This window comes from Paenibacillus sp. Leaf72 (assembly GCF_001422685.1).
Classification (GTDB): domain Bacteria; phylum Bacillota; class Bacilli; order Paenibacillales; family Paenibacillaceae; genus Pristimantibacillus.
On the sequence record NZ_LMLV01000033.1, the window covers coordinates 364,338 to 377,354 of the forward strand.

Sequence of the window (13,017 nt, forward strand, 5' to 3'; positions counted from 1 at the left end):
TACGGAGAGCGACTCGATGGCCCTATTGAGCATAGCCATCAGCTCATTTGTTTCAATCCACGCTCTCGTACGGAGAGCGACACGTACTCAACTGCGGGCGACGCGGTGGGAAGACGTTTCAATCCACGCTCTCGTACGGAGAGCGACTTGCGCATGCACGTATTTATAGAGCTATGACTAGTTTCAATCCACGCTCTCGTACGGAGAGCGACTAAATCCACCAATAAAGGATGCATTGTCACCAAAGTTTCAATCCACGCTCTCGTACGGAGAGCGACCCCGCAGCATCTGTTGATATTTCCGCAATTGTAAGTTTCAATCCACGCTCTCGTACGGAGAGCGACGTGCCCCGGTTTGCAATCGCTGGAGACGCATCAGGTTTCAATCCACGCTCTCGTACGGAGAGCGACTTATGCCACTCAGCCGTGTACGGTTTCATTTCCGTGTTTCAATCCACGCTCTCGTACGGAGAGCGACCATAGTCGCGGTGAGGACGTTCCCACTCCTGTTCGGTTTCAATCCACGCTCTCGTACGGAGAGCGACTTTCGTTTCAGTTTATCCAAAAATTCACTAGCGAGTTTCAATCCACGCTCTCGTACGGAGAGCGACAGTTGGCTATACGGATATTTATGGTCGATACCTTGTTTCAATCCACGCTCTCGTACGGAGAGCGACATCAACCGCTTATCCTTAACAGCTTCCAAATTATCGTTTCAATCCACGCTCTCGTACGGAGAGCGACATAGATGCTCACCTAGCAGCTGGCGTTCCGATGGGTTTCAATCCACGCTCTCGTACGGAGAGCGACTAGCCCGGCTTTTGTAACGTTCGCCTTTTTTGCGTTTCAATCCACGCTCTCGTACGGAGAGCGACAGCATACCATGAAAAGCCTTCACTAGCGCGGGAAAAATACATATTTTCCGCGAACCTTATCTACCCAGTCTAATCAATGAGCTAAAATAAATACTATTATTGCAACCCGCCATATAAAATACAGTGTGCGAACCTCCTAGGAAATTCATGGGCGCTTAAGGTTCGCACAGCAAAAATTTATTCAGTAATTTCGACTTAAATATATTGTTCTAAATCAATACACCTAATCTTTTCCCGTTTCATAATAAGTGTATCTTAACAACTAATCCACTATCAAAATCCCTTCAGGATCATAGCCTTCCTTGGCACCTACATGCTCCACACGCTTCTTCCAGTTGGCACCAAGCAAATAATAGCGCAGGCTATCAGTATTTTCATTAATTTCCTTAGATAGCTGGTCTTTCAATTGCTTGAATTGCAGAGGGTCTACCATGCATTCAAAAACAGAGTTTTGAACACGCTGTCCGTAATTTAGGCAGCACTTCGCAACCTGTCGCAGCCGTCTTCGGCCTTCGGGCGTCGTCGTATTCACATCATACGTTACTAGAATCATCATTGGATTTACCCCCTACTTCCACAGAAATGGAGGATATTCCTCCAAGTCTCCTCGAATCGTCCTTGCCAATAACAATGCTTGGCTATAAGGAAGCAGACCAATTGGAATGACTTCATCCAAAAATGGGTGACGAATTTCTTCACGCTTTCTTTTTTGCCAAGCCGTAATCAGCTCTTTCTTTAAATCCGGCTTTAGCAACACTGCCCCGTTTTCTTTAATAGTAAAATCATTCGCTTGAATCTGCTTACGGTTGATAAGGGAAAGCACTAAACGATCTGCCATATAAGCCCGTAACTCTTCCATTAAATCCAACGCAAGGCTTGGTCTTCCTGGGCGATCACGATGGAGAAAGCCCGCCGCAGGATCAAGACCCACCGTTTCGAGTGCGGATTGAACTTCTAATCGAAGCAAGGTGTATGTATAAGACAATAGCGCATTAACACGATCAAGAGGAGGTCGACGATTACGCCCCCTCAAATAAAAACTTTCTTTATCTGCCAAAATCAACTCATTAAATGCCGAAAAATAGCGGCGTGCTGCTTCTCCTTCAATGCCTCGTATATCATCCAGCCTAGGAACAGTTAACACCTTATTTAGATACCTTTTTAAGAAATCAGCTTCTTTGTTCACTTTATCTGATGCAATATTTGATCCATGATCGCGTATAGCCCGATTTAATACTGTTCTTGAATTGGCGATTTTAGCAAAAATAAACCTCTTCGCATAAATGGCTGCTCCCTCACCGTCAGCCAGCCGATACTGTTTGCGTCTAAGCAGCACATTCCCAGTTGTCTTCCCATGTACACTTGCCATAAATTGCCCATTCTCTTGTAAAAACGATAAGGAGACTCCACGCTCTGCACACAGCTGCATCAAAGACGGACTTGCACCTGCATACCCCACAGTTACGATACTTTCCAAAATATGAATCGGCATTCGAAGAGGATCACGATCCTCCGCCTTGACGATTATATTTTCCCCTTCACGTGTTAAATAGCTGCTAGGTGAAGTAATGTATAACGTATTTAACAGTTTACGCATATACTGCTTCCTCCTTTCTTCGTTTAGCCCATCTCCTTGTCTAAATAGTGCTGGAGATATCCCCTGCTTTGCTTAGATTTTCGGGATAAGATCGCTGGCATGCATATATCCAATAGCGAGCAATTTTTGCATTTGGAGGAATAAACAGCTGGAAGCGTTAATCCTGCTAAAAATAATCCATGCATTTCTTCAAACAAAGCATAAACTCGCCGCCTTAAGCCTTCAGTTAGGGTAACGCTAACCCTTCTGCCGCGCTCACCATAATACAATGCTCCTTCCGTTAGTTGGACACCGAACATCTCTTCAAGCGCCATTGCCTGGGCACATAGTTGTACTTCGTCCCAATCTCCGCTTTTTGGTTTACCGCGCTTGTACTCTACCGGAAAAGGACGCCATAGCCCTTCCCGGCCCGGAAGAGCAATGGCGTCTCTTTCTCCTATAATGCTACTGCTTCTAGAACTTACTACTGCATGGAATTCAACCACATCCGCTTTACCATAAAACCCAATCGAATAACAAACGAGTGGCAGAGCCCTTGAGATGAGCACATCGCCGCGCGTTTCACTAAAGTAAGGATCATCCGCCCGGCCGTGCATTTGTTGACCTTCGTAAGTAAGAACATTTTCGCTCCACTGCTGCTCGATGTGAATAAGACTCCACTGACGCTTGCAGAACGCATAATGCTGAACACCAGATAGCATCAGCAAATCATCTTCCTGATAGAGTAACTTCTTTGCCATTGCCCGCCCCCTCTTATTCGCCTACCATTCTAGTATTTTGATACCTTCAGGCAAATCATCCCTATTAATCGTAATCTCATATTCTTTGAAAGAACGAATCGGCTCTACTGGCAGACTCTGGTCTCTCACACGAATAGCATCAACACGTTCCAACAATTGGTGAGCGGGAGCATTACCAAGCCTTGTCTCATGCTGGAAAGCAACAAGTTTTCGAACCGTCATTTGTCCCCGTGATGCTGAGCGATCATGCTCAAACATATGAAGCAGAGCTTCCCATAACAATTCCAAATCATTGTTCGTAAATCCCGTCTTTTCTGCCAAATAACCCGAAATATACCCATCCATACGGTAGAGACCATATGGAACTATGTGTTTACGTCCCATTTCTCTTTCTTTAGCAGCTCCTTCTTGCGTTACTGCCTGACGAGTAATTGTTAGCTCCTGAGGAAAAATAGGATCAATGCTCCGGGCAAACGTAAACTGAATCGGCCCACGCACCTGTCCACAATTCACCTTCGTTGTCATAACTGCACCAAAGGTACGAATATCAAAGAAATTATCACACATCCAACGTGTTAATTGACGTGATTGTTCCTGACTTTTAGGTTTCAATTCCTTAGTATCAGCATCATCTGGTCGAATCGCTCGATATGCGCGGCGTTGCTGCTCATTAAGCACTGCGCCCTCTGTCACATAAATGTTAAAGCCTTCTTCCCCTTCCCTAGTCAGCTCAATATAATTGCGGACTTTTCGTTTAATACATACATCAGTCACAATACCATGACCTGTCTCTGGATCGGTACGCGGCATATTTCCTGCATCAGGATCACCATTGGGGTTACCATTTGTTACATCAAAAAAAATGGAGAAATCATATCTTTGAGCTAACGCACTATTTTGCCCGACTTTTTCCAATTCCGCTTGTTCAATTGCCATTTTCAATCATCGCCTCTCAAATCGTATTTTCAAAACATAGAGATGGATTATTATCAATTAAGCTTCTTCGCTATTAGATAACTGTTGATGGTCTTTTTCTTGTATTGATATTGGTTCTGCTAACTGCTTTTTGCTGGTAAACAATTGTTGTTTTTGATGATAGTAACCAAGAATGAATAAACCCTGCTCTTGTTGATTTAAAGTTGTTGGGATAGGATATATTCCTTTTAAGATGGTCTGGTAAAGAATATCGTAGGTTACCGCCAAGCCACCGTTCCCATTGGAACGCATTTTTTTCATATGATGATTAGTCAAATTTTTGAATAAAAAAGTAAATACAGCTAGCGGTCTAGTAGCGGCCGATGCAAAATATTTATCCTTAATGGTTGCATTCAACTTATTATCTCCTACCGATTCGATCTGCACCTTCTCCAACACAGCAAATACTCTTCCCAGACGATAACCGACATCTTGACTTTCTTCATTTATACTCACAGATAAAGCCCCCTCTAATTGCAAATTATTATTCAGGCGAGCATATCTGCTCCAGTAAGCTTTAATAATGGCGACACGCAACTGATTGACAATTCCATCCACACGAATGCGATTAACAATGCTCATATAAAGTGCGTGTGGATAAGCGTTTCCCTGCACGATTGCACGCAGAACTGCTCCCCCTAGTCCAGGCGGCGGACCTTCCCCTACCTTTTTGCCTTCGCTGCTTACACGCCTAGTTTCTTCCATTATACGGTAAATAGAAGGAGTCTCAGCCCGGTAATCTTTTAAACCCACTATGTCCATATCTGTACTGTGCGCATTTATGTTTTCTAACATTTGTCCAAAATGTCCTTGCCAGAACATCCGTACTGAAATTCTTGCCATATTTGGAGAAAGTCCAAGAATGTAAAACGGTGTCTCTTTAATCGACAACATATTTTCCGTTAGTTTTTTTCCTTGCTGAACGCGCTTTATAACATCCATAATCTGATCTGTTGCTTTATTTTCCAATGCTATAGTGCGATTCTGAGTAAAAGCATTCACAACAATTCTCTCCATATCTTCTCCAAACGGAGAAGCACCAGCCCAGAACACGACCGTCATATCGCCAATGCCTGTAATGGTATTCGTATCCGATTCCAACATATGATTCAGAGCTGTCGTGTAGCCGAAAGCCGCAGTTTTGCTGACAGGCGCATTAAAGCTTTGTTTTTTTCCGTAAGACAGGAAAGAATCAACATTGAAGGAAACAAGCGCCGCTCCAGATGACTGCGCCCCGCGAACGCCTTTAATTTTAATTTCATGCGTTTGGGCAATCGGCTCCCCCTCTTTACCCGTAATCAGACATTGCCCGATAAGCTCGGAGCTTGCTTTCTCACTTTCCATATAACGAATCCAACACGTTTTTATCGCTTCACGTTCATGAAGATATCCATCAGCATCTTCATCAAGTCGAAATACCATGTTGCAATCCAGCCCTTTATCTAAATCAGCAATAAAATTTTGGAGCTTTGGATGCTCACGTACTGTTTCTATATTCCAATGGGAGAAAAAAGCAAGAATGGCCTTGGCTCCACTGTCCTCCAAATTTTGCAAAATATTATGATGAAGCTCTACGCAAGCCTCGTACTTTCTACGTGCATCTACTACCTTCTTAGCATCTGTTGCCGAAGCATTTGCAACATCCGATATAGTATGGTAGCCTAACAAATATTCTGGCTTGTCCGAGAGAAAGAACGGCTTAATGCCGCTGCTTCTGCTGCCTTGTTCGGGAATATTTATAGCTGATGCTTTCCTTCTCTTCCCGTCCACTTCACGCATATCCACTATATTTAACAATTCACCTGTAGCTGAAATGACTAACACAAAAGAGATTTTCCCCATGCTGCTATACATAGGACTTATCTTCGATTTAGGATTTCTGACAAGCTGCTCATAACGTTCATATAGAGCTTGAATGATCATAGAAGCAGCTCACCTCCTCCTTTCGATCTGGGAACTTCTATCACGCCGCAACGCATATTCGCTCGAAAAAAATGCGGGGTCATCTCATTGTTAAAATCAATGTCCCGCAACATCCAGCCTAGGTCCTTCTCTGCTACATCTGTATATGCATAGGAATGGAGGGTTTCATCTACTTCTACTAGTTCGAAACTCGCTGGAAATTCACGGCAACCCAAATAAGGCTGCTGAAAACACTGCCCTTTACGAGCTCTGCGAAGAAAAATATTATAATGCTTCTCCGGAGAATCCTCGGTTCCCGCTGCATCCGTCATTTCAAAATGGGCCTCTATTACATAGGCTACTTGTCTTAGCATAAGTGTAGCACGCTGCTGCCGTTCCTCCGTTACGATTTGCGCAAGCGTTATCGGTTTGCCATCCATAGCCTGTTGAACATTACGAGCGGAGATGACACCTTCCACTTCATTTCTGCGAATCGTTTCAAACTGAATGGGCTTCAATACATGAATACGATCAATGACCCAACGAATGGCAGGCTTCCAATGTATACTTTCCAGTATCCCTCGTGCTGCCGAAGGAGTAATGACATCATAGCTTACGCGCTCTGCCTTCATCTCTGGTCTTGTAAAACAAGCGTAATCTCCCCATACTCTTAAGCGAATACCATATCCCATAGTAAACCCTCCTCTCTTAAAAAATATAAATTTCATCCTCATGGAATTGCTGAGAATATGGAATTACACCAAGTTTATCGTCATACCATTTAGCGGGGTTTTTAAGTACCCAGACCCCATCTCGCACTTGCTCGATTTCTCCTGCCTTTTGAAATGCATTGAACTCATCCGGATAAAGCTGAACAACATAGGGCTGGAGCTGCCTCAATATTCCAGTCATTGGAAAAGCGTATGGCAGTTGATCAATAAGCTTCCAAGCCTTACTGTTATTCCGCCCTCCCTGTTTATTCCCATGTTCATCTATATAAACCCCATCTTCTAAAGCATTATCCTTTTTCTCATCTCTCTCATTCGGTCTTTCATAAGGCACAATTATAGCCTTAGCAGCCGTATCAATAAGCTGAAATCGCTGGGCAATTTCTCGAAACGGAAACTCCAGCAAAGCACCCCTCCGCTCTATTAATTCTAATATCCCCTTCGAATCTGTTTTATCCACTTTGCCACTGCTTTGATAGAAATACAGCTCGTTAAAATATTTCCGCACTGCCTCCAAAGATAAGGGGTCATCTTTGTATTTCTCCAATACAGAACGTGTAACTTCTGCTGTTGCGCTGAACCACCCCGGTGGTAATCCATATTCCGTTTCAAAAACATAGGTATATCCAACAGGAGCTTTACCGTTGCGATTACAGCGTCCTGCTGCTTGAGCAATAGAATCCAGACCTGCTATTTCCCTGTATACCGCAGGAAAATCAATATCTACACCAGCCTCAATAAGCTGCGTACTAATAACGGTACAAGGTAGATTTTCTTTTTTTAATCGTTCACGTATAAGTGCTAGGATATCTGTCCGGTGGAGCGGACACATTCGAGCACTTAGATGAAAAATTCCCTCTTTCATTACATCTTCACTACTACGCTTGAGACACTGTGCATAGATTTCCCGCGCTATTTTACGTGTATTCACAATACACAGCACCTGTTTATGAGAAGCAAGTTGTTCATCGATCTGATTCAAACTTAACGTTCCGACTTGCTTTATGCACACGCGTTTGAACTGCTCGAACCTCAAGGGCACATCATCTGTTAACTCTTCTAATTCAATAGGCCCATGAAACAGCTTCGCTATTTCCGGTTGCGTTGCTGTACACAGCAATACCGTTGCCCCATAGTTATGCGTTAACTCCTGCAAAGCATAAAGTGAAGGTTTGAACAAACCGCCATTCATGAGTTGCGCTTCATCTAAAATAATGATGCTATTCGCTAAATTATGCAGCTTGCGGCAGCTTCCACGCTTATTTGCAAACAAAGATTCAAAAAACTGCACATTAGTAGTTACAATAATAGGATAATCCCAATTTTCCTCCGCGAGTTGAAGCTTCTCTTTCAAATCAATGCTACCATCCTCGTTGTCTTGTTTCTTCTCATGCTGAACGTTAGAATGATGTTCCAGCACATTTTCATCACCTAGAACTTCTCTGAATATTCGCGCATTTTGTTCGATAATGCTTGTATATGGAATTACGTAAATAATTCTTCTTATAGCCTGATCGTCATTAGTTGTATGGTGAATGGCATGACGAAGTGCATATCCGAGGGAAATAAGCGTCTTGCCACTTCCAGTAGGTAGAGTAAGTGTCTTCATTCCTCTTGGGCTTTGCGCCCTAGTTATGCAGTGAGTTAGCAATTCTGAACGATTATAATTAATTGATGACTCAGGATCACCAAACTCATCTTGTATGTAAGTTTCAAATTTCTTAAACAGCTCTGGAAAATCTGCTATTTTTCCTCGTTTGGCACTCTGCTTCTTATTCGAGAAAGCCTCAGAATTAAGCGAGTCCGCATCAATTAAACAAGAGAAAATCATTCTTGTGAAAAAAGCGAGTTGAAATTCCGGCGATATTCCTGGCTTCAGAGAGAGCGAAAGTTTATCTAGGCCGAGCTGCTGTGGCAGCTCATTAAAGGCCGCTTCTTGATAAGGCTCCACCTCTTTTTTTAGCCTATTAAGCAGTGTCGACTGTTCACCGGCATCTGTACCGCAATCCGGAAGGCCAGCATGGTGCCCTGCTATGATATAAGCCAACAACAAGGCGTAATCGCCCTTTTCACGTTCCATCATATGCTGTGCTCCTGCTGTTGCGTGATCCACGGCTATTTGAGAATCATCCAGCCTAAGTTGAAATTTCTTCGAATACTTGCCTAAATCATGTAGGATTCCAGCTGCTTTCCCCCAATCTCTTGCACCAAAAGCGGCCGCAAAATGTCCAGCTAGCTCTGCTACCTCTTGAAGATGAACTATAAGCAGCTGCCACGTTGCTTTATCATCTGATTTTGTTCGATGCGCATAGTACAGAAGAATCACCTCGACATTTTTCACTGAGACCTATATACCATTGCTTTCCATAAGTGTACGAGGTAACCTATTGGTTGTAAAGACATTTTTTACCTAAAATACTATTTTAAAAGTCATCCTGGATCAATTAAAGGATGTGGATTGAAACCCTATTTTAAAGATTCCGTTTGGCGCTCCCCGTGAGGGGAGCATAACCTCTCTTACATTCATGATGCTAACTCCCTATTGTCCAACGTAACCCCAAAACTTCAATTTTGTTTAAATAAAGGCCGTAATCCACAGAGCTCTTATCTGGCGGATTACGGCCTTTTTGGCTAAAAAAATCTGATTGTCCAAAATCCAATGCTGAATATTCGGGAGTACTTGTACCTCAGCCGTGAAATTCTATCGTCGATCTTTCTGTCGTTAGTACAAGTAAACGCTTGCATATAATCGCCCCCTCGAAATCAAGCCTTAAACATTATTATGAAAAAGACGAAGAGGTTATTCCTATGCAATGAATAAAAACAAACTTAGACTACATACAAAATTTTTAAAATAGGGAACCATGAAAAAAAACATCAAACCACTATATAGATGTAACAGTTTATCAGGGCATCCATGCAGTTGTACGACTTTTAAAATAAGTTGTCAAATGGAGACCAGCCTTATAGTTCAATCATTTTAAGAGATGCCTGAAAATTTCCAAAACTTTCATACGGAGAGCGACCAGAACTTACCTTCATATACCAACTGGTTCCTTCCGTTTCAATCCACGCTCTCGCACGGAGAGCGACCTATCGGTGTAGCCGCTTATATGTGGTGGCGTAAATGTTTCAATCCACGCTCTCGCACGGAGAGCGACGATACTTGCTAAATAGATTGTTGTTAGACTAAAAAGTAGACACGTAGAACCGAGAATCGGATAAAATAGACCTATCCAAATTCGAGGTGAACGAAGTGACAAAGAAACATTATGATCAAGCATTTNGGTCGTTTCAATCCACGCACTCCGTACGGAGTGCGACCATCAATATGTTGTTAGGTTTCAATCCACGCACTCCGTACGGAGTGCGACCATCAATATGTTGTTAGACTAAAAAGTAGACACGTAGAACCGAGAATCGGATAAAATAGACCTATCCAAATTCGAGGTGAACGAAGTGACAAAGAAACATTATGATCAAGCCTTTAAAAGACAAGTCGTCCAGATGATTCAAGAAGAGGGAAAAACGGCCCCTCAAGTGGCAGAGGAATTAGGGCTGCACGTCAATACCGTGTATCGGTGGGTATCTGAAATCAAACAAGATGGCGGACAAGCCTTTCCTGGCAGTGGTCAATTGAAAGAAGAGGACAAGGCCCTCAAGGCGTTACAAAAGCAAATCCGTGACTTGCAAGAAGAAAATGACATTCTAAAACCAGCTAATGTTTGTCAAGCATTATCGCTTGGTTAAAGTCAAATAGAATGTTATACTTTTTGTGCAACACAAATAACCTTCATTGGCTTGAAGGTTATGGTTAAATATGGATATTACTCTTTATAGGGCTGGCTTTTACTAAGGATGGCGTAAACGTGATGGAGAAGCTTGTTGGCGCAGGCGATCACGACCACCTTGTAGGGCTTGCCCTCGTTCCTTTTTTTATCGTAATATTCCTTGATTTTCCGATTGGAGCTCCGTCTTAGTCCACATTGAACCGCTAAATATAAGGAGCGTCGAAGCCGTTTTGAACCCCGTTTGGTAATACGGGAACTCGTAGCTGTAAATTTTCCCGAACTGAAAATACCGGGATCGAGCCCCGCAAAGGCAACGAGTTGTTTGGCGCTTGTAAATTGCTTGACGTTACCCATTTCAGCTACAATGGCTGCGGCAAGTTTATCCCCTATACCCGGTACACTTTTCACTAATGCTACTTCAGGTAGGAATGAGGAGATTTCATTCATCTGTTTCTCTAGGTGACTGAGTTGGTTGATGAACGCCAGCAGAAGTTGAATCATGCTCGAGAGCATGGCTGTCTGAGACGGGCTTTTCGTCTGTTTGTTCCAAGTAAGCAACAACCGATCAAGTTGCTCTGCTTTCTCGTAAGCCCACCTTTTAGTGTGAGATCTCCCCGCAAACGTTTGGATTAATTCGACTAGCCCCTCTGTTTTTCTGTCTAAACACTGTTGTAGCACGTTCAAAGCCGTTACAGAGAACAGGTTGTAAAACACCTCTGTGTAGGCTGGAAAGACCTGATCGAGCAAAGCTCTCGCGTTCAATTTGGCTTGCACAAACATATCTGTGACGAACTCATGCTGCCGCGTCACATGTTGAAGTTCGGTATACGTCTCTTCCCATGTTCGATGAGGTTTGACATCTCCACGATAATACATATCTGCTAAGTGCCAGGCATCCATTGCGTCTGTCTTGACCTTGCGTAATTGAGTTCCTTTAGCCCGTTTTGACTGCAAGGGATTAATGACGAAATGCTTCCAGCCACCGTCTACTAAATAACTCACGAGTGGACGGTGGTAATGTCCCGTTGCTTCTAAGATAACTACGGGAGCGACCAACGTTTTTGCTTGTAATTCTGTCAAAAGTTCTCCTAAACGTTTGAATCCGATTTCGTCATGCGAAATGCTCTCGGCTTTCCCGTAAGGTTCATTCCTTTTAAAAAAAACCTGCAACACACTAGCACCCTTGGCAATGTCTATTCCTACAACCGGTTCCATAACAACCTCCCCCTAACAATTTGTCGGTAATCCCACGCTTTTCCACGTCCCATAGCTTCGCTTGTGATACGAGGTCACTTGCCTCTACCAGCTCAAACATGGTGATTGAGGGTGGTGGGGAGAACAGTTTTAAGAACGGGATCTATACTCCCTAAAAGGCCAACGTTCTTCCCGACTCTGCCATCTTAAAGTGCCTAATAAAATAAGCCAACCAGAAATCTCTGGCTGACCTAATAATACGAAAAAGGCCATGCACTACTTTGCAAAAGACCGGCGCTGATCTATGCCTTCATCCACAATCACCGCTTCCATTGCCGTGTCGCAAAGCTATGTGCTGCTATGGGCGTTTCCAGAAGCGGTTATTACAAATGGACCACACGTAAAGTCAGCAAACGAGAGAAAAGCCGTAAAAAGCTGGTACAGCGTATTCGGCGAATCTTTCTAGATTCTCGTAGGCTTTATGGAAGCCCGAAGGTTACACAAATGCTACATAAACAGGGCAGGAAAATCTCGGAGAAGACTGTCGCTCGAATGATGAAGGAGCAGGGTCTGAAATCCCGAACCATTAAAAAATATAAAGCGACAACGAACTCCAAACACAACCTACCTGTCGCCGAAAATGTACTCAATCGCCAATTCAGACCCGAGGCACCCAATCAAACTTGGGTGACCGACATCACCTACATTGCCACGGATGAAGGATGGCTCTATTTGGCGAGCGTCATGGACTTGTATAGCCGCAAAATTGTGGGCTTTCAAATGAGTGATCGGATGACCAAAGAATTAGTCCTTCAGGCGCTTGAYCGGGCGCATCAGCAGCAGCGCCCAACGGGTGAAGTGCTGCATCACTCTGATCGAGGAAGTCAGTATGCTTCTCATGACTACCAAGCCCGTCTAAAAACCTACAATATGAAGGCTAGTATGAGTCGCAAAGGCAACTGCTATGACAATGCTTGTATCGAAGCGTTCCATAGCGTTCTTAAAAAGGAGCTCATTTATTTGGAGCGCTTCAAAACGCGGGAGCAAGCACGTAAACGCATCTTTGAATACATCCTCTGCTTCTACAATGCCAAACGCATTCACTCGACCATCGGGTATCTCACTCCCAATGAATGCGAACGCAGGTACCGAAAGGCAGCTTAAAAATCTCGGTTTCTTGTGTCTACTCTATTGACAGAGATACAGATTATACCTT

Annotated in this window: 10 protein-coding genes and 1 CRISPR repeat array (1 of these 11 cut by a window edge); of the genes, 2 read left to right on the top strand and 8 right to left on the bottom strand. The window is 43.5% G+C overall.

Features of this window, described 5'->3' with window-relative positions; all coding sequences use genetic code 11:
- Window positions 1-874: a CRISPR direct-repeat array (repeat unit 32 nt; unit sequence GTTTCAATCCACGCTCTCGTACGGAGAGCGAC) (it extends 151 nt beyond the left edge of the window).
- 262 nt (window positions 875-1,136) lie between these two features.
- From cas2 to ASF12_RS28935, 7 genes are read right to left on the bottom strand one after another with little or no spacing between them, the layout of a single operon-like run.
- Complete coding sequence (gene cas2, locus ASF12_RS28905; RefSeq protein WP_056042040.1) at window positions 1,137-1,430, bottom strand: CRISPR-associated endonuclease Cas2; 294 nt, start codon at window positions 1,428-1,430, stop codon at window positions 1,137-1,139.
- A 12-nt stretch (window positions 1,431-1,442) separates the two neighbouring features.
- Window positions 1,443-2,471 carry a type I-C CRISPR-associated endonuclease Cas1c gene (gene cas1c, locus ASF12_RS28910; protein WP_056042041.1) on the bottom strand — a complete coding sequence of 343 codons (1,029 nt, stop codon included), beginning with the start codon at window positions 2,469-2,471 and terminating at the stop codon, window positions 1,443-1,445.
- Window positions 2,472-2,494: 23 nt separating this feature from the next.
- Entirely contained in the window at window positions 2,495-3,211 is a 717-nt protein-coding gene (gene cas4, locus ASF12_RS28915; RefSeq protein ID WP_056042043.1) for a CRISPR-associated protein Cas4, read from the bottom strand.
- Window positions 3,212-3,232: 21 nt separating this feature from the next.
- The gene (gene cas7c, locus ASF12_RS28920; RefSeq protein ID WP_056042045.1) at window positions 3,233-4,147 is read right to left on the bottom strand and encodes a type I-C CRISPR-associated protein Cas7/Csd2; all 915 of its coding nucleotides are present in this window, start codon (window positions 4,145-4,147) and stop codon (window positions 3,233-3,235) included.
- A 57-nt stretch (window positions 4,148-4,204) separates the two neighbouring features.
- Window positions 4,205-6,109, bottom strand: coding sequence for a type I-C CRISPR-associated protein Cas8c/Csd1 (gene cas8c, locus ASF12_RS28925; protein WP_056042046.1), 1,905 nt, complete (start codon window positions 6,107-6,109; stop codon window positions 4,205-4,207).
- Entirely contained in the window at window positions 6,106-6,780 is a 675-nt protein-coding gene (cas5c, locus tag ASF12_RS28930) for a type I-C CRISPR-associated protein Cas5c (protein ID WP_056042048.1), read from the bottom strand. The genes cas8c and cas5c overlap by 4 nt, the downstream gene beginning before the upstream one ends.
- Window positions 6,781-6,796: 16 nt before the next feature.
- Window positions 6,797-9,157, bottom strand: coding sequence for a CRISPR-associated helicase/endonuclease Cas3 (locus tag ASF12_RS28935; protein ID WP_056042050.1), 2,361 nt, complete (start codon window positions 9,155-9,157; stop codon window positions 6,797-6,799).
- Between the two features lie 1,118 nt (window positions 9,158-10,275).
- On the opposite strand from ASF12_RS28935, the gene ASF12_RS28940 reads away from it, so the two are divergent.
- Window positions 10,276-10,566 carry a transposase gene (locus tag ASF12_RS28940; RefSeq protein ID WP_081419105.1) on the top strand — a complete coding sequence of 97 codons (291 nt, stop codon included), beginning with the start codon at window positions 10,276-10,278 and terminating at the stop codon, window positions 10,564-10,566.
- A 77-nt stretch (window positions 10,567-10,643) separates the two neighbouring features.
- Here the strand turns inward: ASF12_RS28940 and ASF12_RS28945 are convergent, their stop codons facing one another.
- On the bottom strand, window positions 10,644-11,822 hold the full coding sequence (locus tag ASF12_RS28945; RefSeq protein WP_056042052.1) for an IS110 family transposase: 1,179 nt from the start codon (window positions 11,820-11,822) through the stop codon (window positions 10,644-10,646).
- 291 nt (window positions 11,823-12,113) lie between these two features.
- Here ASF12_RS28945 and ASF12_RS28950 point away from each other — a divergent pair, with 291 nt between their 5' ends.
- On the top strand, window positions 12,114-12,965 hold the full coding sequence (locus tag ASF12_RS28950) for an IS3 family transposase (RefSeq protein ID WP_235533317.1): 852 nt from the start codon (window positions 12,114-12,116) through the stop codon (window positions 12,963-12,965).
- Window positions 12,966-13,017: the final 52 nt, after the last annotated feature.